The following is a 22009-nucleotide window of genomic DNA, read 5'->3' as shown; positions in this document are numbered from 1 at the left end:
CACGGCCCCGGTCGGGGAGCGCGGGCGGCTGGTCGCCGCGGGACGGCGACGGGGACCGACGACCGGGGCGCCGCGGTCGGCGAGGTGCTGCTCGACCTCGGCCGACGGCCCGTCGGCGCACACACCCGTCCGCCCGCCGGCCCCGAGGGGCGGCGGGCGGACGGACGCGCGTGCCGGATCAGGCGCTCAGCTGCTCAGGCCTTGCCCTGCATGCTGCTGCGGGCCGGGTTCGCCTGCTGGTCGGCCTTGGGGTCCTTCTGGTCCGCCTTGGCGCGCACGCCCTGCTCGATGCGCTCCCCGATGGACTTGTCGATGTTCGACCAGTACGTGAAGGCCCTGGCCAGCACGGGCTCGGTCACCCCGTTGAGGAGGTGGCCGACGACGTTGTCCACGAGCCGGTCGCGCGCGGCGTCGTCGAAGACCTCGCGCACCAGGGTGCCCGCCTGACCCCAGTCGTCGTCCTCGGCGTGGTCGACGTAGGCGGCGCGGGTGATGGCGCCGTCCGCCTGCCAGCTCGGCGGCGCGTAGCGCTCGGTGTCGGCCGCCGGGCCGCCCTTGGAGTTCGGCGCGTACACGGGGTCCTCCGTCTTGCGGAACGCCATGGCCCCGTCCTTGGAGTACGTGTGCACGGGCGCGACGGGGGCGTTGACCGGCAGCTGCTGGTAGTTGCCGCCGATCCGGTACCGGTGCGCGTCGGCGTAGGAGAACAGCCGGCCGAGCAGCATCCGGTCGGGGCTCGGGCCGATGCCGGGGACCAGGTTGTTCGGCTGGAACGCCGCCTGCTCGATCTCCGCGTGGTTGTCCGTGGGGTTGCGGTCGAGGGTCATCTTGCCGACCTCGATGAGCGGGTAGTCCGCGTGCGGCCACACCTTGGTCAGGTCGAACGGGTTGAAGCGGTAGTCCGCCGCGTCCTCGTACGGCATGACCTGCACGTGCAGCGTCCAGCTCGGGTACTCACCGTCGCGGATGTGCTCGAACAGGTCCCGGGTGTGGTAGTCCGTGTCCGCCGCGGCCATCTGGTCACCCTCGTCCTGGGTGAAGAACTCGATGCCCTGGTCGGTCTTGAAGTGGTACTTCACCCAGAACCGCTCGCCCTGGGCGTTGATCCACATGTAGGTGTGCGAGGTGTAGCCGTTCATGTGGCGCCAGGAGCGCGGGATGCCCCGGTCGCCCATCAGCCAGGTGACCTGGTGGGCGGACTCCGGCGAGAGCGTCCAGAAGTCCCACTGCATGTCGTGGTCGCGGAGGTTGTTGTCCGCGCGGCGCTTCTGCGACCGGATGAAGTGCTGGAACTTCATCGGGTCCTTGATGAAGAAGACCGGAGTGTTGTTCCCCACCATGTCGTAGTTGCCCTCGGTGGTGTAGAACTTCAGCGCGAATCCGCGCGGGTCGCGCCAGGTGTCGGGGCTGCCGCGCTCGCCCGCGACGGTCGAGAACCGGGCGACGAGGTCGGTCCTGACCCCCGGCTGGAACAGGGCGGCCTTCGTGTAGGCACTGACGTCCGCGGTCACCTCGAAGTGGCCGAAGGCGCCACTGCCCTTGGCGTGCGGCTGTCGCTCCGGGATCCGCTCCCGGTTGAACTGCGCCATCTGTTCGATCAGATAGGAGTCCTGGAGGAGGATCGGGCCACCGGCGCCGACGGTGAGCGAGTGCTCATCGCTCTCGACCGGAATGCCGGCATCCGTGGTGGTCGGTTTGCCTGTGACGTCACTCATGGGAAACGCGTGCCTTTCGCTGGGGTTGTTCTCCACGCCTCATGGGCCTCGCCTGCGCAACGGCAGGAGGGCCCTGCTCCGAGAGGCGTCTGCGCCGCGCCCGGGGGCGTGCGGAACGCCCCGACAGCTCTTCCATCCTGCGGCCCCTTCGATGAGACGGCCATTCGTACGGGACCGGGTCCGGTCCGCCGTGCCCTGCGGCCACGGCACGGACCACGTCCCGAACACGGCCACCCTCCGGCTGTCCGAGTCGGGCACATCTAAACGGATGGTCCCGGCTCGACTGGGTACCCGGCAGCTTCGACGACCTCGAAGAGAGTGGAGGTGACCGCCGTGCCGGACACCCAGCCGCATGCCGCGGAGGGCCGCGACATGGGTCAGGAGCCGGTCAGCGAACTGGTCCAACGCGCTTCGCAGCAGCTCACCGAGCTGATGCGGGGCGAGCTTCGGCTGGCCCAGGCGGAGATGAAGGAGAAGGGCAGGCGCTACGGCAAGGGCGGCGGGCTCTTCGGCGGCGCCGGGATCGTCGGGTTCCTGACGCTCCAGGCGGCGGTGGCCGCCTCGATCGCCGGGCTCGCCGTCGTGTGGCCGGTGTGGCTGTCCGCGCTGGTGGTCACCGCGGTGCTCGGTGCGGTGGCCGCCGTGCTGGCCGCCCGGGGCAAGCGTCAGTTCGGCAAGGCCGCTCCTCCGGCCCCCGCCACGACCATCGAGAACGTGAAGGCCGACGTGGCCGAGATCAAGGAGAGTGCCCACCGATGACACAGGATTCGCAGTCGCAGTCCTCGCAGGACGGAACGGCCGTGACCGACCCGGACGAGCTGCGCGAGCAGGTCGAGCGGACCCGGGCCGAGCTGGGCGACACCGTCGAGGCGCTGGCCGCCAAGGCGGACGTCAAGGCGCGGGCCAAGGACCGGGCCGTGCAGGTCAAGGAGCAGGCGACGGTGAAGGCCGACGCGCTCAGGACCCAGACCACCGCCACCGTGGGCGCGCTTCGGACCCGGGTCTCGGGCCTCGCCCAGCAGGCGCAGGACCGGCTGTCCGGCCCCGACGGCGCCCCGGGATCGCGTGCGGTCCGGGACCGCCGGGCCGTCGCCGTGGTGGCCGCCTCCACCGGAGCACTGGTGCTGTGGCTGACCCTGCGGCGCCGCAAGAAGTGACGCCGGGGCGGTGACGCCCGCGCGGTGATGCCGGAGGGCCGCGGTGGCGGAGCGCCCTTCCGGCGGGGAGGGCCGTACGGCCCCTGGTCCGGCGGCATCTCCCGTCGGCACGGAAGACCCGGCGGCATCCCCCGTCGGTACCGAAGACAACGGCCCGGCCGACGACTCGGCACCCGCCCGGGCCACGAGGTTCGCTTCGGCAGTGAGGCGGACGGCAGCCGGGGCACCGCGGGACCACGCCGGAACGTCGGACGTGCGCGGGCCCCGGCTTTCGCCCGTCCGGACGCACCCGTTCGGTCCGCGCAGGCGCGCCGGGGGCCCGGCCCGGGCCGCCGCTCCGGGAGGGCGCGGTCTTCGGCGACGAGCCGTACGCGCACCGGGGGTGCGACAAGCGCGTCACGGCAGGGGACGCGGGCCCGCCCCGAGGTCGTGGACCGCGCGGCGCAGCGCGGGGAAGCCCCGCTCCGCGCGGTCGGGGTGGACCCGGTTGGTGAGCAGGATCGCGTACCGGCCCGCCCGCGGGTCGATCCACAGGCTGGTGCCGGTGAAGCCGGTGTGGCCGTAGGAGGCGGGGCCGAACGTCGCGCCCACCGGGGAGCCGACGGCGTCCTGCCCCTGCCAGGCGAGGGCGCGGCGCAGGTTGAGGCGGTCCGTGCGCGGGGCCGTCATCAGCGCGAGGGTGTCCGGCTTCAGCAGCGGCGGGCCGCCGGCCAGCAGCGCCGCGGCGAGGCGTTCGAGATCCGGGAGGGTGGCGAACAGGCCCGCGTGGCCCGCGACCTCGCCGAGCACCACGGCGTTCTCGTCGTGCACCCGGCCGACGACGGTGTGTCCGCGCCAGGGGCAGGCCTCGGTGGCCACGGCGCGTCCGCGCGCCGCGGGGCCGGGCCGGAAGCACAGGTCGCTCAGGCCGAGCGGGGCGCCGACGAGGTCGGCGGTGAGCCGGTCGAGGCGCCGGCCGGTGGCCGCCTCGGCGATCAGGCCGAGCAGGATGAATCCCGGCGAGGAGTAGACGACACGGGTGCCCGGGGCGGAGTGCGCGGGCAGGGTGCCGAGGGCGGTGAGCAGCGCGTCGCGGGTGGGGTGGTCGCGGTAGAGGGGGACGCCGCCGGGCAGTCCCGAGGTGTGGTCGAGGAGTTGGGCGACCGTCGCGTCCGCGTGCGGGCTGTCGCGGTAGCGGGCGAGGCGGGCGCCCACCGTGTCGTCGAGGCCGAGCAGGCCGCGCTCCACCAGGGCCAGCACCACGAGTCCGACGATCGGTTTGGTGACCGACGCGAGGTCCCACAGGTCGGTGCCGTCCAGCGGGTCGCCGTCGTGCGCCCGGGTGCCGGTCCACCCCCGGTCGCGGGGGCCGTCCGCGTCCCCGAACGACCAGGCGGCGCCGGAGAACTGCCCCTCGGCCCGGCCCTGTTCGAGCAGGGCGCGCCGGGCCGCCGCCTCGTCCGTTCCCCCGCTCATCGCTGCTCTCCCCCGGTGCCGATCATGCCGAGCCGTGGCCCCGACCGGGCCGCGAGGCCCGCCGAGACGGCGGCCGCGGCGGAGCGCAGCATCGGCCCGTAGAGGTGTGCCGCGGCCTCGTCGAGGGTGAAGGCGAGTCCGGTGAGGACCAGGGCGCCGACCGTGTCGCCGGAGGCGTCGCGCACCGGGGCGGCCAGGGCCCGCCGGTCCCGCCAGGCGTCCGCGCCGTCGAACGCGTAGCCGTCGCGGGCCGTCGCGGCCAGGGCGGTGCGCAGCGCCTCGGCGTCGGCCTCCGTCAGGCCGTCCCACCCGTCGGCGCCGGGGGCGGGCGGCGACGGGAGCAGGGCGTGTCCCGCCGCCCCCGCCGTCACGGCCTCCCGGGCTCCGGGCCGCAGGTCGAGGCCGAGCGCCTGCGCGGGCGCCCGGACGTCGAGGTGGATGACGGTGCGCCCGTCCCGGACCGCGTAGGACGCGAACAGGCCCGTACGCGCCCGGAGTTCATCGAGGACCGGGCCGGCCGCGGACAGGGCCGGGTCGTCGGCGAGGGCTCCCGCGGCGAGTCCGAGCAGCCGGGGCCCCGGCCGGTAGCTGCCGCCGGCGCCGGGCGCGGCGTACCCGGCCGCGGCGAGCGCGCGCAGCAGCCGGTGCACGGTGGGCTTGGCGAGTCCCGTGCGCCGGGCGAGGTCGGCGAGGCGGTGCGGCGCCCCGGTGTCGGCGAGCGCCGAGAGCACTTCCATGGCCTTGTCGACCGGTCCGGGCGCGGCGGCCGCCGCTCCGGTGGCCGCCGCGGCGGTGGTCTGGTCCTGCGAACGACTGTTGACCGGTTTCCCCATGTGACCTACCTTACCCGCATCGCATTCCATCCACCGGAACGGATGTGTTGCTCAATGGAACGAATACGTGGAGGGAGAAGCGGCCCGCCCCCCGGCCGCTCCCGCCGCTCCGTGCTGCGTGCCGGGGCGCTCACGGTGCCCGCCCTCGCCGCCCCCGCCCTGCTCACCGGGTGCGGCGGGCCGCCCGCGAAGGCGGCGGGGAACGTCCTGCGGGTCTCCCAGACCGGGGACCCGAAGACGATGGATCCGCACAAGCAGGGCGACATGACGTCGATGAACGCCCTGATCAACCTGTTCGACACGCTCACCACCCGGGGCCGCGACAACACCCTCCGACCGCGCATCGCCCTCACCTGGAAGGCGATCGGGCCGAAGGTGTGGCGGTTCACGCTGCGGCGCGGCGTGACCTTCCACAACGGCGAGGCGTGCGACGCCGAGGCGGTGCGGTTCAGCATCGGACGGCTGCTGGACCCGGCCACCAAGTCGCCGATCGTCGAGCTGCGTTACGTCGAGGGCGTCACGGTCGTCGACCGGTACACGGTCGACGTGCACACCTCGGTGCACGACCCGATCCTGCCCGCGAAGCTGTCGCTGTTCGGCGGGGTCGTCGTCCCGCCGAAGTACCTCGCGAAGGTCGGCGACGAGCGCTTCGCCGCGCACCCCGTCGGCACCGGGCCGTTCGTCTTCCGGCACTGGCAGCGCGACCACGAACTGCGGCTCGCCGCCTACCCGCACCACTGGCAGGGCCGCCCGCACGTCGACGAGCTGGTCTTCGTACCGGCGCCCAACTCGTCGTCCGCGCTGGCCGCCCTCCAGAGCGGCGGCGTGGACATCGTGGCGGGGATGACGCCGGACGCGGCGCAGCAGCTGGCCGGCTATCCGGACGTGCGGATCGGGCACCACACCGGCATCCGCACCTCCTACCTGTCGCTGGACACCCTCGCCGAGGGGCCGTTGCGCGACCGGCGGGTGCGCCGGGCCCTGAACCACGCGGTGGACGTCCCGCTGCTCATCAAGGCGGTGCTCGGCGGGCGGGCCACCGAGGTCCCGGCGATGATCCCGCGCGGCGCGTTCGGCTTCGACGCGACGCTGAAGCCGTACGAGCGGTCCCTCGCCCGGGCCCGCGCGCTGCTGGCCGACGCCGGGCACCCCGAGGGGATCAGCACCACGCTGACCGCCTCCAACGTGGACGCGAACGTCGCCGAGGCGATCTCGGGGCTGCTGGCCCGCGCCGGGGTGCGCGCCCGGGTGGACCTGCTCGACCCCGGCACGTACGCCCAGCGCCTGACCTCGGACAACCACGGGGCGCTCGGCCCGATGTACCTGGCCGCGTCGACCGTGTGGACGCTCGACGGCGAGAGCATGCTCCAGTCCAACGTGCGCAGCGACCGCCGCCAGAGCCGCTGGCACGACCGGCGCGCCGACCGGCTCGTGGACCGCGAGGAGCTGTCCGTCGAACCGGCCGTGCGCCGCCGCGCGTTCGCCGGTCTCCAGCAACTCATCAAGGACGAGGCGCCGTTCGTGTCGCTCTACCAGATCGACAACATCTACGTGCACAACACCCGCCCCACCTGGACGCCCGGCGCGGCCGGGGTCCTGGACATGGCGAGCGCGAAGGTGGCCGTGTGATGGCCGGGACCCTGACCGTGCCCGCCGGGGTGCGGGTGGGCGCCGTGCTGCGGCCCGCCCTCACCCGGCTCGGCACCGCGCTCCTCGTGCTGCTGTGCACCGCCACCGTCGTCTTCTTCCTGGTCCGGCTCTCCGGCGACCCGGTGAAGGTGATGCTGCCGCCCGACGCCACCGCCCAGCAGGAGAGCGCGCTGCGGCACGGCCTGGGCCTGGACCGGCCGCTGCTCACCCAGTACCTGGACTACCTGTGGGGCCTGCCGCGGTTCGACTTCGGCGACTCCCTCTTCTACAACCAGCCGGTGCGCGAGGTGCTCGCCGACCGCGTCCCGGCGACGCTGCTGCTCGCCGCGGGCGCGCTGGTGGTGACGCTGGTGATCGCGGTGCCCGCCGGGATCGTCGCGGCGATGCGCCGGGGCAGGGCCGCCGACCGCGGCGTCATCACGGCGGTCCTCGTCGGCCAGTCCACCCCGCCGTTCTGGATCGGCATCCTGCTGATCCTGGTGTTCGCGGTCGGTCTGCACGCGCTGCCCGCCTCCGGGTACGGCACGTTCGCGCACCTGGTGCTGCCGTCGATCACGCTCGCCGTCTACTCGGTCGCCGTCGTCGCCCGGCTGCTGCGGTCGTCGCTGATCGACGTGCTCGGCTCCGACCACATCCGCACGGCCCGCTCGCGCGGCCTCGGCCCGGTGCGCACGGTGCTGCGGCACGGCCTGCGCAACGCGTCGCTGCCCGTCGTGACCGTCGTCGGGCTGGAGGTCGGCAGCCTGCTCGGCGGCGCCATCCTCACCGAACAGGTCTTCTCCTGGCCCGGGGTCGGACAGCTGACCGTGCAGGCCATCGCCAACCGCGACTTCCCGCTGGTCCAGGGCACGGTCCTGCTGTTCGCCGCCACCTTCGTCGTGGTGAACCTGCTCGTGGACCTCTCCTACGGCCTCCTCGACCCGAGGGTGAGGAACCCCCGATGACCACCACCACCGCACCCGCCCCCGCACCGGCCGCCACCGCCGTGGGACAGCCGTCCATGTGGCGCTCGCTGCTGCGCAACCGGCTCGCCGCCGCGGCGCTCGGCCTCCTCGCCCTGATCGTGGTCTGCGCGGTGTTCGCCCCGCTGATCGCCCCCGCCGACCCCAACGCCCAGGACCTGCTGGCCCGGCTGCGGCCGCCGGCCTGGCAGTCCGGCGGCAGCTCCGCCCACCTCCTGGGCACCGACCAGCTCGGCCGCGACCTGCTCTCGCGCGTGGTGTACGGGACCCGGGTCTCGCTCCTCGTCGGCGCGGGGGCGGCGCTCCTCGCGGGTGTCATCGGCACGGTGGCCGGTCTCGCCTCGGGCTACCTCGGCGGCTGGACCGACCGCATCGTGATGCGCGTCGCCGACGTCCAACTCGCCTTCCCCGCCCTCCTCCTGGCGCTCGCGGTCGTCGGCTTCGTCGGCTCGGGACTGGGTTACGTGATCCTCGTCCTCGGCATCACCGGCTGGGTGTCGTACGCGCGGGTGGTCCGCTCCGAAGTGCTGTCGCTGCGCACCCGGGACTTCATCACCGAGGCCCGCGCGATCGGCGTGAGCGACCCGGTGATCATGCGCAGGCACCTGCTGCCGAACGTGCTGGCCCCGCTGGCCACCATCGGCACCCTGCACATCGCCGCGGCCGTGGTCGCCGAGGCCTCGCTGAGCTATCTGGGCCTGGGCGTGCCGAAGGAGACGGTGACCTGGGGCGGCATGCTCGCCGACGGACAGCTGTACCTCGGCACGTCCTGGTGGATCGCCGTCTTCCCCGGCGTCGCCCTGATGCTCACCTCACTGGCCATCAACATCATGGGCGACGCGCTGCGCGACGTCGCGGACCCGAAGGCGTACCGCCGATGACCGACCACTCCCCCACCCCGCCGCTCCTCGAATTCCGCGACCTGCGCGTCGACTTCGCCCTGGCCTCCGGCACCGTGCACGCGGTGCGCGGCGTCAGCTTCTCGGTGGCCGCGGGAGAGACCCTGGCCGTCGTCGGCGAGTCCGGCAGCGGCAAGTCCGCGACCGCGCTGTCCGCGCTGCGCCTGAACCCCGAGCCGCCCTGCGTGTACGCGGGCGGGCAGGTGCTGCTCGACGGCACGGACGTCCTCGCCCTGCGCGAGCGGCAGCTGCGCGCGGTGCGCGGCGCCGAGATCTCGATGGTGTTCCAGGACCCGATGACGAGCCTCGACCCGTTGCAGCGGGTCGGCGACCAGGTCGGCGAGGTGCTGCGGCTGCACGGCGGCCACTCCCGCGCCGAGGCCCGCGCCCTGGCGCTCACCGCGCTGGAGGAGGTCGGCGTCCCCGACCCCGAGCGGCGCTTTCGGCAGTACCCGCACGAGCTCTCCGGCGGCCTGCGGCAGCGCGTGATGATCGCGTCCGCGCTCGTCGCCCGGCCGCGCGTGCTGATCGCCGACGAACCGACGACCGCCCTCGACGTGACGGTGCAGCGCCAGATCCTCGAACTGCTGGTCGACCTCCAGGAGCGGCACGGCATGGCCGTCGTGCTCATCACCCATGACCTGGGGGTGGTCGCCGAGACCGCCGACCGGGTCGTGGTGATGCGGCACGGCGAGGTCGTCGAGTCCGGCGACGTGGAGCAGGTCTTCGGCCGGCCCGCCGCCGCGTACACCCGCGACCTGCTGGCCGCCACCCCCCGACTGGAGCCCGCCGCATGACGACCCACGACCTGCTGAAGATCAGCGGACTGCGCAAGGAGTTCCCCGGGCGGCCGCCGAGCGTCGCCGTCGACGACGTGTCGCTGACCGTGCGCGAGGGCGAGACGTTCGCGCTGGTCGGCGAGTCCGGCTGCGGCAAGACCACCCTGACCCGGCTGCTGCTGCGCCTCATGGAACCGACCGCAGGGCAGGTCCACTTCGACGGCACCGACCTGCTGGCGGTGCGCGGCGCCGCGCTGCGGCCGCTGCGCCGGCAGATGCAGGTCGTGCTCCAGGACCCGTACTCCAGCATGAATCCGCGGCTGCGGATCGCCGACATCGTCGGGGAGCCCCTCGTCACCCACGAGGAATGGGCGCGCGGGCGCGGCGGGCGGGCCCGGGTGCGCGCGCGGGTGGGCGAACTGCTCGACGCCGTCGGCCTGGACCCCTCGATCGTCGACCGGTATCCGCACGAGTTCTCCGGCGGGCAGCGGCAGCGCGTCTCGATCGCCCGGGCGCTGGCCCTGGAGCCGCGCCTGGTCGTCCTCGACGAGCCGACGAGCGCCCTGGACGTCTCCGTGCAGGCGCGCGTCCTCGATCTGCTCGCCGATCTCCAGCAGCGCCTGGGACTGACGTATTTCTTCATCTCGCACAATCTGGCCGTGGTGCGGCAGATCGCCGACCGGGTGGCCGTGATGCGGCAGGGCCGGATCGTCGAGTGCGGCGGCGCGGAGCAGGTGTTCGGCGCGCCCGCGCACGCCTACACGCGCCGGCTGCTGGAGGCCGTTCCGGTGCCCGACCCGGCGCGGGCCCGGCGGGTGCGGCAGGTCGCCCGATGACGGCCCTACGGCCCCTGCGGCCCCGACAGCACCAGGCCCGCCGCGCCGAGCAGCGCTCCGGTGTCCGCGGCCTCGCCGAGGACGACGCGCGGCAGCTCGCCGCCGAGCACGTCCGCCCGCAGCCGCGCCTCGACCAGCGCGCGGAACGGCTCCCCGCCGTCGAGGGCCTCGCCGTGCAGCACGAACAGGCCGCACGCGAAGAGCTGCTGGACGGTGGCCAGGCCGAGGACCAGGTTCTCCGCGTACGCGGCGACCAGGTCACGGGCGACCGGGTCGGCCGACCCCACCAGGTCACCCAGCCCGCTCTCCGCGAGACCGAGTCCGGCGGCCCGGCCGCGCAGCCAGCGGGTCGTCGCGACGGTCTTCCAGCAGCCGCGCCGCCCGCACGTGCACAGGTCGCCGCTGGCGGTGACGGTCATGTGGGCGCCGCTGCGGCCGCCGGCCGGGGCGAGCACCCGGCCGTCGTGCAGGATGCCGACGCCGAGCACCTCGCCGGTGGCGACGGAGGCGAAGGAGCGGCGGCCGCGCCCGGCGCCGAACCAGCGGTCGCCGAGCACCTGCACCCGCGCCCGGTGCTCGACCCGCACCGGGGCGCCCGCCAGCTCGGCCAGCCGGTCGGCGACGGGGTAGCCGCGCAGCGCGGGCGCGTCGTTCACCTCGATGATCCGGCCGCCGGCCGGATCCACGACCCCGGCGGCGGCGACCCCGATCCCGGCCGGGGCGTGTCCGGCCCACACCCGCGCGGCCTCGCCGAGCGCCCGGTCGACCACCGCCGGATCGGCGCTCGTCGCGTCGAAGCGGGCCTGCGCCCGGTCTCGTACGGCTCCCGTGCGGGTCAGCAGCGCGGCCCGCACCGTGCCGGGCAGGACCTCGACGGCGCCCAGCACACCCGTGTCCCGCCCGGTCGGCTCGTCCGGCCGCGGATCGGGAACCAACCGCAAAGGAATACGTTCATGCGCCATGCGCCGACTCTGTCATGCCCCCTGACCGGGGAGACAGCGGCATGACCCTCCGGAATCTGACCGAGAGCACCTGGCGGCGGACGCGTGCCGCGGCGCCCGACGCGATCGCGGTGCTGCCGATCGGCTCGCAGGAGCAGCACGCCGGGCATCTGCCGATGGGGACGGACACGATGCTCGTGGACGCGGTCGTCGCGCGGGCGCTGGCCCTGCTCGCCGAGGAGGAGGCGGGCGGCGCCGAGGTGCCCGACCTGGTCCTGCTGCCCACGCTGCCGTACGGGCACAGCCCGCACCACTCGTTCGCCGCGGCCCTCACCCTGTCCGCACCGGTGCTCGGCGCCGTCCTCGACGAACTCCTGGACTCGCTGGCCGCCTGCGGGTACCGCCGGGTCCTGGTCGTGAACGGGCACGGCGGCAACGACGAGATCATGCGGCTGGCCGTGAAGCGGTTCGCGCTGCGCGCCGAGGTGACGGCGGCGGCGTGCTCGTACTGGACGCTGAGCGACGGCACGCCGGATCCGGCGCCCGCGGACCTCGTCCCGGGGCACGCCGGCTGGTTCGAGACCTCCCTGATGCTGGCCGCCCGCCCCGAACTCGTCCGCGCCGAGCGGCCGGCGTGGGAGCCGGTGGACCCGCCGCCGCTGTTCGACCGGCCGCCGCACCCGGGCCTGACCGTGGAGCGGCACGGCGAATGGGAGCGGGTCGGCGGGGCCACCGACGACGCGGCCGGGGCGGACGGCGCGGCCGGGGCCCGGCTCCTGGACGCCCGGGTCCGCGGCCTGGCCCGGGCGGTGCTGGCCCTCGACGCCGCGACCCGGACCACCCCGGCCCACTGACCTCCGCCCCCGCACCTCCCGAGAGGAACGCACCACCCCTATGAAGATCACCGCCGTTGATGTCCACGTGGTCAATCTGCCGCTGGTCAACCCGTTCACCAGCTCCTTCGAGACGAAGACCGGCGAGACCCGCACCGTGGTGCGGATCAGGACCGACTCCGGGATCGAGGGCTGGGGCGAGACGATGTGGGGCCGGCCGGTCGCCGCGATCGTCCGCGACCTGGCCGAGGACCTGATCGGCACCAGCCCGTTCGCCCTGGAGTCCTTCCACCGCCGCCACCACATGGTGCCGTTCTTCTACGGCTACCTCGGCTACGCGGCGCTCGCCGCGCTCGACGTGGCCTGCTGGGACGTCATGGGCAGGGCCACCGGCCAGTCGGTCACCGACCTGCTCGGCGGCCCGGTCCGCACCGAGGTCCCGCTGACCGCGCTGATCACCCGCGCCGACGCGCCCGACGCCGCGCCGGCCGACCTGCCGGGGGCGCTCGCCGAGCACACCGTGCGGGTCGTCACCGAGGGCGGGTTCACCGCCGTGAAGCTCAAGGGCACCACCGATGTGCAGGGCGACGTCGCGATCCTGCGGGCCCTGCGCGACGCGCTGCCCGCGGTCGATCTGCGCGTCGACCCGAACGCGGCCTGGTCGGTGCCCGACTCGGTGCGCGCCGGGATGGCGCTGGAGGAACTGGACCTGGAGTACCTGGAGGACCCCTGCGTCGGGATCGAGGGCATGAGCCAGGTCCGGCAGAAGGTGCGCATCCCGCTGTGCACGAACATGTGCGTGGTCCGCTTCGAGGACTTCGCGCCCGCCGTGCGCCTCGGCGCCGTCGACGTGATCCACGGTGACGTCTACAAGTGGGGCGGCATCGCGCCGACGAAGGCGCTCGCCGCGCACTGCGAGACGTTCGGGCTCGGCATGAACCTGCACAGCGGCGGCGAGCTCGGCATCGCCACCGCCGCGCACCTCGCCGTCGTCGCCAGCACGCCGGTGCTCTCCCGCGCGATCGACTCCATGTACTACCTGCACGCCGACGACATCATCGAGCCGCTGACGCTGCGCGAGGGGCGGCTGCGGGTGCCGGACGGGCCCGGCCTCGGCGTCACCGTCGACGAGGACAAGCTGCGTCACTACGCCGCGGTGAACGACAGGGAAGGGGACCTGACCCGATGAGCGGCGAGTTCGGCGGTGTCGCCGCGAAGCGCGCCGTCCACAGCGCGGACACGCCGCCGCCGGCGGGCGGCTACAGCAAGGCCCTCGCCGCCGGACCGTACCTGTTCACCTCGGGCCTCGGTCCGCAGCACCCGGTCACGGGCGCCGTCGCCGACACGGTGGCGGAGCAGACCCGGCAGGTCCTGGCGAACCTGCGGGCCCTGCTGCGGGCGGACGGCCTCGACCTGGACGACGTGGTGAGGGCGACCGTCCATCTCCAGCACCTGAAGCGGGACTTCGCCGCCTACGACGCGGTGTACCGGGAGCACTTCACCGAGCCGCTCCCGGTGCGCACCACGGTCGGCTCCGATCTGATGGACATCCTCGTCGAGATCGACGTGGTGGCGCTGCGCCGCACGTCCTGATCCCCCGGCGGCGGTGCGGGTGCGGGCGTCCGGCGCGGGCGCCCGCACCCGTCTCAGCCCCCGGTGCTCTCCCGCACGATCACCTCGTGTCCGACGACGTGGTCCTGGAGCGGTCCGCCGTCGGGGTCGTCGATGCGGCCCACGAGCAGCGCCACCGCGGCCCGGGCGATCTCCTTCTTGTCCGGGGCCACCGTCGTCAGGGTGGGCACGCTGAACCGGGACGCCTCGATGTCGTCGAAGCCGACCACGTCGATGTCCTTCGGCACGCTCACGTCATGCTCGTGCAGGGCCCGCAGCGCGCCCAGGGCGAGGTGGTCGTTGAGGCACAACAGGGCGTCCGGCGGGGTCTCCCGGGCGAGCAGCCCGGCCGCGGCCCGGGCGCCGTCCTGCCAGTGGTAGGCGTCCACGCCGATCACGAGGTCGCCGTCGAAGGGGACGTGGGCCGCCCGCAGGGCCTGCCGGTGGCCGTCCGTGCGGAGCCGGTCGGTGCCCTGCCGGCCGCGGATCCGGCCGCCGACCACCGCGATCCGGCGGCGCCCGCGCGCCAGCAGGTGCTCGGTGGCCTCGCGCGCGGCCCGGACGTTGTCGATGGCCACGTGGTCGGTGCCGCCCTCCGCGGGCCGCTCGCCGAGCAGGACCACGGGCAGCCTGCGGTCCCGGGTGGCGAGGTCCCGGGGCTGGAGGGCGAGCGGGCTGAGGATGATCCCGTCGGAGAACTGGGCGTCGAAGCCGTGCAGGGCGGCCAGCTCCCGCTCGCGCGAGCCGCCGGTCTGGTGCAGCAGCACCGTCCTGCCGTGCCGGTCGGCCTCCGTCATCACGTGCTTGGCCAGCTCGGAGAAGTAGGCGACGTCGAGCTCGGGGACGGCGAGAGTGATCATGCCGGTGCGGCCCTGCCGCAGCTGGCGGCCCGCGATGTTGACCCGGTAGCCGAGGGCGTCGATCGCCTCCCGGACGGCCTCGCGGGTCCGGTCGGAGACATGCTCGAAGTTGTTGATCACGTTGGAGACCGTCTTGGGCGAGACGCCCGCGTACTCCGCAACGTCCTTGATCCTGGGTCTGGCCGCCACGCTGTCCATTCCTTCCGTCTGCCGTCCGCGATGGTATCGAGCATCACGAAAGGGTTTCGGGCCGGATCCCGCCCCGCTCCACATATTTACAACGATGTAATCGCCATGGTGCCATGAGCCGCGCACCGACTGGCACAGCATTGAGCGGCAAGGAGCACCATGCCTGTCCCCCGTCCCGAGTACCCGCGACCGCAGTTCGCCCGCGACGCCTGGCTGAACCTCAACGGCACCTGGCAGTTCGAGATCGACCGCTCCGACACGGGCCTCGAACGCGGCCTGCGGGAGCGGGAGCTGAGCGACCGGATCACCGTGCCGTTCTGCCCGGAGTCGGAGCTGTCCGGCGTCGGTGAGACCGACTTCCTGGAGGCGGTCTGGTACCGGCGCACGGTGACGGTGCCCGCCGACTGGGCGGACGCCCGGGTGCTGCTGCACTTCGGCGCGGTGGACCACGACGCGACGGTGTGGGCGAACGGCACGGAGGTGGCCCGGCACCGCGGCGGCTTCACCCCCTTCACCGCGGACCTCGGCGACGTCGCCGCCCCGGGCGGGGAACTGACCCTCGTGGTGCGGGCGCGCGACACCCGGCACGGCCCGCAGGCCCGCGGCAAGCAGGCCACCTGGTTCGCGAACTCGCACTGCCACTACACCCGCACCACCGGCATCTGGCAGACGGTGTGGCTGGAGCCGGTGCCGCGCGCCGTCGCCCTGCGGCGGCCCCGGATCACCCCGGACCTGGCGTCGGGCGCCTTCCACCTGGAGCTGCCGCTGACCGGCAACGCGCCGGGCCACCGGGTGCGGGCCACCCTGACCGACGAGCGGGGGCCGGTCGCCACCGCGCAGGCCCGCGCCGACCTGGACCTCGCCCCGCGCCTGACGCTCGCGATCCCCGCCGAACGGCAGCGCGTGTGGTCGCCGGCCGACCCGCACCTGTACGGCCTCACCGTCGAACTCCTCGGCCCCGAGGGCGCTCCGGTGGACCGCGTGACGTCGTACGCCGGTCTGCGCTCGGTCTCCATCGACGGCAAGCGGCTGCTCCTGAACGGCGAGCCCGTCTTCCAGCGCCTCGTCCTGGACCAGGGGTACTACCCGGACGGGCTGATGACGGCGCCGAGCGACGCGGACCTGGTGCGCGACATCGAACTCGGCCTCGCCGCGGGCTTCAACGGCGCCCGGCTGCACCAGAAGGTCTTCGAGGAGCGGTTCCTCCACCACGCGGACCGGCTGGGCTATCTGGTGTGGGGCGAGTTCGGCGACTGGGGCTGCGAGGTCGGCGTCCGCGACGACAACCAGCGGCCCGACGCCAGTTACGTCGCCCAGTGGCTGGAGGCCGTCGAGCGGGACTACTCGCACCCGTCGGTCGTCGGCTGGTGCCCGCTCAACGAGACGTACCAGAACCTGCACGACCGCATCACGCAGCTCGACGACGTCACGCACGCGATGTTCCGGGCCACGAAGCAGGCCGACGGCACCCGCCCGGTGATCGACGCCTCGGGGTACGCCCACCGGGTGCCGGAGACCGACGTGTACGACGCGCACTGCTACGAGCAGGACCCGGCTCGGTTTGCGAGGACGATGCGCGGCCTCGCGAAGGACCGGCCGTACCTCAACACCGGCCCCGACGGACGCGTCTGGTCGGTCCCGTACGGCGGCCAGCCGTACTTCTGCAGCGAGTTCGGCGGCATCTGGTGGGACGCCGAGGCCGCCGCCGAGGCCGCCGGCAATGTGCTCGACGACTCCTGGGGCTACGGCGAACGGCCGCGCAGCGCCGAGGAGTTCATCGAGCGGTTCACCGGGCTGACCGGCGTCCTGCTCGACGACCCGGACATGTTCGGCTACTGCTACACGCAGCTCACGGACGTCTTCCAGGAGCGTAACGGCGTCTACCGCTTCGACCGCGCGGAGAAGGTCGACACGGCCCGGCTGCGCGCGGCCCAGCTGCGGGCGGCGGCCTTCGAGAACGTGCGCTAGCCCGGTCCGTTTCGCATTTACATCGATGTATGTCCGTGGGTGGCGGTCGTCGACGACCCGCCACCCACCGGGAAGGAGACCCATGACCGGCCTACCCGCCCCCGTCGGCCGCCCCGCGCTCACCAGACGGCGCGCCCTGACGACCGCGCTCGCCGCCGGGGCCTCGGTCCTCGGCGCGGGCGCGCTCAGCGGCTGCGGCAGCGCGCTGGCCGCGGGCGACAGCACGGTCCGCCTGTGGGACCTGTTCCAGGGAGCCGACGGCGGCCTGCTCGACGAGATGGTGCGCACGGCGCGGCCCGACATGCCGGGCACCCGCATCGAGCGCACCGTCCTGGAGTGGGGCACCCCCTATTACACGAAGCTGGCCATGGCGTCGGCGGGCGGGCGCGGCCCGGACGTCGCCGTCGCGCACCTGTCGCGGCTCGCCGGTTACGCGCCGACCGGGCTCGTGGACCCGTGGGATCTGGACCTGCTCGCCGAGTTCGGCGTCCACCGGGGCGACTTCGCGGACGCGGTGTGGGGCCGGACGCAGGTCGACGGCGCGACGTACGCGATCCCGCTCGACACGCACCCCTTCATCGTCTTCTTCCACCCGGAGCCGACGAAGCGGGCCGGGCTGCTGAAGGACGACGGCACCCTGGACCCGGACGCGTTCTCGTCACCGCGGAAGTTCCTCGCCGCCGGGCGTGAGCTGGCGAAGGCGTCGGGCGGGCAGGGGATCTCCTTCGGGTACGTCAACGACACCGCGCAGGGCTGGCGGCTCTTCTACGGCCTGTACCGGCAGACGGGCGGCGCGTTCGAGCTGCCGCCCGGCGGGCCGGCGACGGTGGACCTGGACCGGATGGCCGAGGTCATCGCCTTCATGGCCGAGCTGGTCGACGGCAGGACCAACCCCGGGCGGCTGGACTACGACGCGAGCGTCGCCGCGTTCACCAACCGGCAGACGGCGATGACGCTGTCCGGCGAGTGGGAGCTGGGCACCTTCCGCGCCGCGGACGAGAAGGTGGACGCCGCCCCCTTCCCGACGGTCTTCGGCACCCCGGCGATCTACGCCGACTCCCACTCGTTCGTGCTCCCCCACCGCGACGACCCCGACCCGGGGCACCGGCGCCGCACGCACCGGGCCGTGGCGGCCCTGCTGAAGGCGGGCCAGACCTGGGCGACGGCCGGGCACATCCCCGCGTACACGCCCGTCACCCGGACCCGGGCCTACGCGCGGCTGCTGCCGCAGGCCCACTACGCCTCGGCCGCCTCGCGGGTGGTCCTCGACCCGGCGGCCTGGTTCGTCGGCGCGGGCTCCGACTTCCAGAACGCCATGTCGCAGGTGCTCCAGCAGGCCCTGCTCGACGGTCTCTCCCCGGACCGCGCGGCGCGCGCGATGGTGCGCCGCGTCGACACCTTCCTCTCCAAGCCCAGCCCGGCCTGACCTCCAGGAGGCACAACGATGTCCTCTCCGCACGCCTCGCCCCGGCCGGGACCGCCGTCGGCGCGCCGGCTGCCGCCCCCGGGCCTGCTCTTCGCCCTGCCCTTCCTCGTCCTGTTCGCCGTGTTCCTGCTGTGGCCGCTCGGCCAGGGCCTGTGGATGGCGCTCACCGACCGGGCCCTGTCCGCGCACGCCCCGTCCTTCGTCGGCCTCGACAACTTCGGCGAGGCGTTCGGGGACGCGGAGATGTGGCGTTCCCTGTGGCACACCGTGCTGTTCACCCTGATCTCGACCGTCCCGCTGGTCGTGGTGGCGCTCGGCATGGCGCTCCTCGTGCACACCGGGCTGCCGGGCCAGTGGGTGTGGCGGCTGGCGTTCTTCGCGCCGTACCTGCTGCCGGTCGGCGTCGTCGGCCTGCTGTGGCTGTGGCTCTACCAGCCCGACCTCGGTGTCTACAACCACCTCCTGGGGGCCGTCGGACTCGACCGGGTGGCCTGGCTGAGCGACGAGTCGGTGGCGCTGTGGGCGATCGCGCTGACGACGCTGTGGTGGACGGTCGGCTTCAACTTCCTGCTCTACCTGGCCGCCCTCCAGTCGATCCCCGACCACCTCTACGAGGCCGCGGCCCTCGACGGCGCCGGCGCCTGGCGGCGGCTGTTCTCCCTCACGCTGCCGCAGCTCGGCCGCATCACGACGGTCATCACCGTGCTCCAGCTCCTGGCGTCCCTGAAGGTCTTCGACCAGGTGTACCTGCTGACGAAGGGCGGCCCGAACAACTCGACGCGGCCGGTCGTCGAGTACGTCTACGACGTCGGCTTCACCGGCTACCGGCTCGGCTACGCGTCGGCGATCAGCTACATCTTCTTCGCCCTCGTCCTGCTCGCCTCCGCCGCCCAGTTCGCCGTCCTCCGCCGCCGGGAGAAGTGACATGACGACCACCACCGACGCCCCCGTCCGGCCCGCCCGGCAGCGCATCGTCCCGGTCCGCCCGCCCCGGCCGGGCGGCGCTCCCGCGCGCACGACCGCGAATCTGACGCTCGGCGCGGGCCGCACCACGCGCGTCCTCGCCCTCCTGGTCCTCGCGGTCGCCGCACTGATCTGGCTGCTGCCGATGGCGTGGGCGCTGCTCACGGCCTTCAAGTCCGAGCAGGACGCCAGTGATCCGGCGCACTGGCTCTGGCCCAGGCACGGCTTCACCCTCCAGGCGTTCAGCACCGTGTGGGAGCGCGGCGACCTGCCGCTGTGGATGCTCAACAGCCTCCTGATCTCGGTCGCCGTCACCGTGATCACCGTGCTGGTCTCGGCGATGGCCGGATACGCCTTCTCCCGCACCCTGTTCGCGGGCCGCAGGGGGCTGTTCGCGCTGACGCTCGCGGCCGTCCTCGTGCCGCCGCAGATCCTCATCGTGCCGTGGTTCGAGCAGATGCTGACCCTGCACCTGCTCGACACGTACGCGGCGGTGATCCTGCCGCAGACCGTGGCCCCCGTGATGGTGTTCATCCTGAAGAAGCACTTCGACTCGCTGCCGGTGGAGCTGGAGGAGGCGGCCCGGATCGACGGCGCCGGGCACTGGCGGATCTTCTGGTCGGTGCTGCTCCCGCTGTCCCGGCCGATGCTCGCGGCCGTCGCGATCTTCGTGTTCATCGGGGCGTGGAACAACTTCCTGTGGCCGTTCGTGTCCACGTCCGACCCGTCCCTGATGACGCTGCCGGTCGGCATCACGACCGTGAAGGACGCGTACGGGATCCAGTACGCGCAGTCGATGGCGTCGGCCGTGCTCGCCGCGCTGCCGCTGGTCGCGGTGTTCGTCTTCTTCCAGCGGCACATCGTCAAGTCCGTGGCCACCACCGGCCTGGGCGGCCAGTAGCCCCGCGCCCCGACGGCAACTCCGTGCCTGGCGCGACCCGTTGACACCACCCCGATCCCTTCCCTACGGTCCTGGAGACCTGGGACTTACATCGATGTAAGGAGCCGCTCGTGCGCGCACGGTCCCGTACCGCCCTCGTCCCCGCACTCCTCGCGCTGGTCGCGGGTCTGGCCTGCGGTCCGCAGGCCGCCGCCCACCAGGATCCCGCCGGACGGCCGGCGGCGTCCGCGGCCGCGAGCGGCACCTTCCGCAATCCGCTGAACACCGGCCCCGACCCGTTCGTGACGTACGCGAACGGGGCCTACCACCTGACCACCACCCAGGGCGACAGCATCAAGATGTGGAGTTCGCCCTCCCTGGCCACGCTGCTCGACGCCGAACCGAAGACGGTGTGGACGGACACCGACGCCTCACGCGACCAGCATCTGTGGGCGCCGGAGTTCTACCGCTTCGGCGACCGCTGGTACCTCTACTACACGGCCGACGACGGCACGGACGACCACCACCGGCTCTTCGTCCTGGAGTCGTCGGGCGACGACCCGACCGGCCCCTACCACTTCAAGGCCGGGCTCACGCCGCCCAACCACACCGGCGACTTCGCGATCGATCCGGGCATCCTCCAGCACAACGGCAGGCTGTACCTCGCCTACAGCGGCATCAACGCGTACCAGCACAACGGCCTGAACATCGCGCCGATGTCCGATCCGTACACCGTCTCGGGCGACGCGGTCGCGATCGACGCCGCCGGGGGCTGCCCCGAGGTGCGCGAGGGCCCCGAGTTCCTGAACCGCAACGGCCGTACGTGGCTGACGTACTCGACCTGCGACACCGGCAAGCCCGACTACCAGGTCTGGATGATGTCCCTCCCGGCCACGGCCGACCCCCTCGTCCCGGGCAACTGGGCGCAGCGCCCGGGGCCGGTCTTCTCGCGCGCCGACGCCCGCGGGGTGTTCGGCCCCGGCCACCACGCCTTCTTCACCTCGCCCGACGGCACGGAGGACTGGCTGGTCTACCACGCCAAGACGACGGCGACGAACACGTACTCCGACCGCACGACCCGCGCGCAGCGGATCTCCTGGAACGCCGACGGCAGCCCCGACCTCGGGACGCCGCTGGCGATGGGCGCGACCCAGGACCTGCCGTCCGGTGATCCCGGCTCGGGCAACCACTGGATCAACGACGACAGCCGGTCCAGCGGCGGCGGTGGCGTGACGTACACCGGCGCCTGGAACACGGGCACCGGCTGCGCCGCGCAGTGCTTCTGGGGTGACGACCACTGGAGCGACAGGGCGGGCGCCACCGCGACGTTCACCTTCACCGGGACCCGGATCGCGCTGCTGTCGGTCAAGGACACCGGGAACGGGATCGCGTCGATCAGCGTCGACGGCGGCCCCGAGCAGCGCGTCGACTTCTACGGCGCGATCCGCACCGGCGAGACGCTCCAGTACCTGAGCCCGCGCCTGGCGAACGGCCCGCACACGCTGCGGGTGCGGGTCACCGGTGAGCACGCCGCCGCGTCCGGCGGCTCGTTCGTCAGCGTGGACCGGGCCGAGGTGTACACGGACTGACGGCTGCCCGGCTCCCGTCCCCGCGGGGCGCCGCTGGGCGGCCCGTCCGTTCCCGGCCCTGTGCGCTCACTCCCCTTCGATGTCGGCGTCGATCTCGATCTCCAGCAGGCAGAACCCGCCGCCGTGGCAGGAGCCGCAGACCTCGCCGTCGCGGCTCCCGCTGCCGTGGCACGCGCCGCACAGGCCGTCGTGCCATGTCGTGCCGTCCAAGGCGTAGTGCGGGCTCGGGTAGTGCGTGTCGGGGAGCACGCACTCCACCTGTGTCTCGGGATGCCGCCGCACACACAGGTCCTGCCCGGAACGCCCCTGCCGTCCGTCCTGGATGATGACTCCTCCGTCGTCGGTCCGTCGGGTCTTCCCGTTCTGTCTTCCCTTCCCAGGGATAGCACCCGGTACTGACAACGGCCGCACGCGGACGGGCCCGCACCGGTTCGTCGGTGCGGGCCCGTGCGGGCAGCGGTGC

The 22009-nt window shown here is 73.5% G+C and carries 21 protein-coding genes; 15 read left to right on the top strand and 6 right to left on the bottom strand.

Annotated features, from left to right (window positions below; all coding sequences use genetic code 11):
- Window positions 1-194 precede the first annotated feature (194 nt).
- Window positions 195-1715 carry a catalase gene (locus ACIP5K_RS16645; RefSeq protein ID WP_401410023.1) on the bottom strand — a complete coding sequence of 507 codons (1521 nt, stop codon included), beginning with the start codon at window positions 1713-1715 and terminating at the stop codon, window positions 195-197.
- A 372-nt stretch (window positions 1716-2087) separates the two neighbouring features.
- Between ACIP5K_RS16645 and ACIP5K_RS16640 the strand changes: the two genes are divergently transcribed.
- Window positions 2088-2474: a phage holin family protein gene (locus ACIP5K_RS16640; RefSeq protein WP_401410229.1), complete on the top strand. Its 387-nt coding sequence runs from the start codon at window positions 2088-2090 to the stop codon at window positions 2472-2474.
- Entirely contained in the window at window positions 2471-2872 is a 402-nt protein-coding gene (locus tag ACIP5K_RS16635) for a DUF3618 domain-containing protein (RefSeq protein WP_401410021.1), read from the top strand. Before ACIP5K_RS16640 ends, ACIP5K_RS16635 begins: the two co-directional genes overlap by 4 nt.
- Window positions 2873-3268: 396 nt before the next feature.
- On the opposite strand, the gene ACIP5K_RS16630 is transcribed toward ACIP5K_RS16635, so the two are convergent.
- Together ACIP5K_RS16630 and ACIP5K_RS16625 are read right to left on the bottom strand one after the other, a co-directional pair.
- Window positions 3269-4327 (bottom strand): serine hydrolase domain-containing protein, encoded by a 1059-nt coding sequence (locus tag ACIP5K_RS16630; RefSeq protein WP_401410019.1) that lies wholly within the window; start codon window positions 4325-4327, stop codon window positions 3269-3271.
- Entirely contained in the window at window positions 4324-5160 is an 837-nt protein-coding gene (locus ACIP5K_RS16625) for an IclR family transcriptional regulator (RefSeq protein WP_401410017.1), read from the bottom strand. The genes ACIP5K_RS16630 and ACIP5K_RS16625 overlap by 4 nt, the downstream gene beginning before the upstream one ends.
- A 54-nt stretch (window positions 5161-5214) precedes the next feature.
- Between ACIP5K_RS16625 and ACIP5K_RS16620 the strand changes: the two genes are divergently transcribed.
- The 5 genes from ACIP5K_RS16620 to ACIP5K_RS16600 are packed head-to-tail and all read left to right on the top strand — an operon-like array spanning window position 5215 to window position 10286.
- Window positions 5215-6789 carry an ABC transporter substrate-binding protein gene (locus tag ACIP5K_RS16620; protein ID WP_401410016.1) on the top strand — a complete coding sequence of 525 codons (1575 nt, stop codon included), beginning with the start codon at window positions 5215-5217 and terminating at the stop codon, window positions 6787-6789.
- Window positions 6789-7754, top strand: a complete 966-nt coding sequence (locus ACIP5K_RS16615) for an ABC transporter permease (RefSeq protein WP_401410014.1) — start codon at window positions 6789-6791, stop codon at window positions 7752-7754. The genes ACIP5K_RS16620 and ACIP5K_RS16615 overlap by 1 nt, the downstream gene beginning before the upstream one ends.
- Window positions 7751-8653, top strand: coding sequence for an ABC transporter permease (locus tag ACIP5K_RS16610; RefSeq protein WP_401410012.1), 903 nt, complete (start codon window positions 7751-7753; stop codon window positions 8651-8653). The genes ACIP5K_RS16615 and ACIP5K_RS16610 overlap by 4 nt, the downstream gene beginning before the upstream one ends.
- Entirely contained in the window at window positions 8650-9468 is an 819-nt protein-coding gene (locus ACIP5K_RS16605) for an ATP-binding cassette domain-containing protein (RefSeq protein WP_401410011.1), read from the top strand. Before ACIP5K_RS16610 ends, ACIP5K_RS16605 begins: the two co-directional genes overlap by 4 nt.
- A complete protein-coding gene (locus ACIP5K_RS16600) occupies window positions 9465-10286 on the top strand; it encodes an ATP-binding cassette domain-containing protein (protein WP_401410010.1) in 822 nt (273 codons plus the stop codon). The genes ACIP5K_RS16605 and ACIP5K_RS16600 overlap by 4 nt, the downstream gene beginning before the upstream one ends.
- 5 nt (window positions 10287-10291) lie before the next feature.
- Here ACIP5K_RS16600 and ACIP5K_RS16595 read toward each other — a convergent pair whose 3' ends face one another.
- Window positions 10292-11248 (bottom strand): ROK family protein, encoded by a 957-nt coding sequence (locus ACIP5K_RS16595; RefSeq protein ID WP_401410008.1) that lies wholly within the window; start codon window positions 11246-11248, stop codon window positions 10292-10294.
- Window positions 11249-11289: 41 nt separating this feature from the next.
- Here ACIP5K_RS16595 and ACIP5K_RS16590 point away from each other — a divergent pair, with 41 nt between their 5' ends.
- Genes ACIP5K_RS16590 through ACIP5K_RS16580 form a run of 3 tightly spaced genes read left to right on the top strand, consistent with a single transcriptional unit; the run spans window position 11290 to window position 13653 of the window.
- Window positions 11290-12081 carry a creatininase family protein gene (locus tag ACIP5K_RS16590; protein ID WP_401410006.1) on the top strand — a complete coding sequence of 264 codons (792 nt, stop codon included), beginning with the start codon at window positions 11290-11292 and terminating at the stop codon, window positions 12079-12081.
- Window positions 12082-12121: 40 nt separating this feature from the next.
- Complete coding sequence (locus tag ACIP5K_RS16585) at window positions 12122-13249, top strand: mandelate racemase/muconate lactonizing enzyme family protein (protein ID WP_401410004.1); 1128 nt, start codon at window positions 12122-12124, stop codon at window positions 13247-13249.
- Window positions 13246-13653 carry a RidA family protein gene (locus ACIP5K_RS16580; RefSeq protein WP_401410002.1) on the top strand — a complete coding sequence of 136 codons (408 nt, stop codon included), beginning with the start codon at window positions 13246-13248 and terminating at the stop codon, window positions 13651-13653. The genes ACIP5K_RS16585 and ACIP5K_RS16580 overlap by 4 nt, the downstream gene beginning before the upstream one ends.
- A 53-nt stretch (window positions 13654-13706) precedes the next feature.
- On the opposite strand, the gene ACIP5K_RS16575 is transcribed toward ACIP5K_RS16580, so the two are convergent.
- Window positions 13707-14729 (bottom strand): LacI family DNA-binding transcriptional regulator, encoded by a 1023-nt coding sequence (locus tag ACIP5K_RS16575; protein ID WP_401410000.1) that lies wholly within the window; start codon window positions 14727-14729, stop codon window positions 13707-13709.
- Window positions 14730-14879: 150 nt separating this feature from the next.
- Between ACIP5K_RS16575 and ACIP5K_RS16570 the strand changes: the two genes are divergently transcribed.
- From ACIP5K_RS16570 to ACIP5K_RS16550, 5 genes are all read left to right on the top strand, one after another.
- Complete coding sequence (locus ACIP5K_RS16570) at window positions 14880-16688, top strand: glycoside hydrolase family 2 protein (RefSeq protein ID WP_401409998.1); 1809 nt, start codon at window positions 14880-14882, stop codon at window positions 16686-16688.
- Between the two features lie 82 nt (window positions 16689-16770).
- Complete coding sequence (locus tag ACIP5K_RS16565) at window positions 16771-18114, top strand: extracellular solute-binding protein (protein WP_401409996.1); 1344 nt, start codon at window positions 16771-16773, stop codon at window positions 18112-18114.
- Between the two features lie 18 nt (window positions 18115-18132).
- Complete coding sequence (locus ACIP5K_RS16560; RefSeq protein WP_401409994.1) at window positions 18133-19038, top strand: carbohydrate ABC transporter permease; 906 nt, start codon at window positions 18133-18135, stop codon at window positions 19036-19038.
- Window position 19039: 1 nt separating this feature from the next.
- Window positions 19040-19978, top strand: a complete 939-nt coding sequence (locus ACIP5K_RS16555; protein WP_401409992.1) for a carbohydrate ABC transporter permease — start codon at window positions 19040-19042, stop codon at window positions 19976-19978.
- A 110-nt stretch (window positions 19979-20088) separates the two neighbouring features.
- On the top strand, window positions 20089-21546 hold the full coding sequence (locus ACIP5K_RS16550; RefSeq protein ID WP_401409990.1) for a glycoside hydrolase family 43 protein: 1458 nt from the start codon (window positions 20089-20091) through the stop codon (window positions 21544-21546).
- A gap of 66 nt (window positions 21547-21612) precedes the next feature.
- Here ACIP5K_RS16550 and ACIP5K_RS16545 read toward each other — a convergent pair whose 3' ends face one another.
- On the bottom strand, window positions 21613-21795 hold the full coding sequence (locus tag ACIP5K_RS16545) for a hypothetical protein (protein ID WP_401409988.1): 183 nt from the start codon (window positions 21793-21795) through the stop codon (window positions 21613-21615).
- Window positions 21796-22009: the final 214 nt, after the last annotated feature.

The sequence above is a fragment of the Streptomyces sp. NPDC088785 genome (assembly GCF_044750685.1).
Classification (GTDB): Bacteria; Actinomycetota; Actinomycetes; order Streptomycetales; family Streptomycetaceae; genus Streptomyces.
The sequence above is the reverse complement of the archived record's forward strand: the minus strand, read 5'-3'. Positions and strand labels throughout refer to the sequence as shown.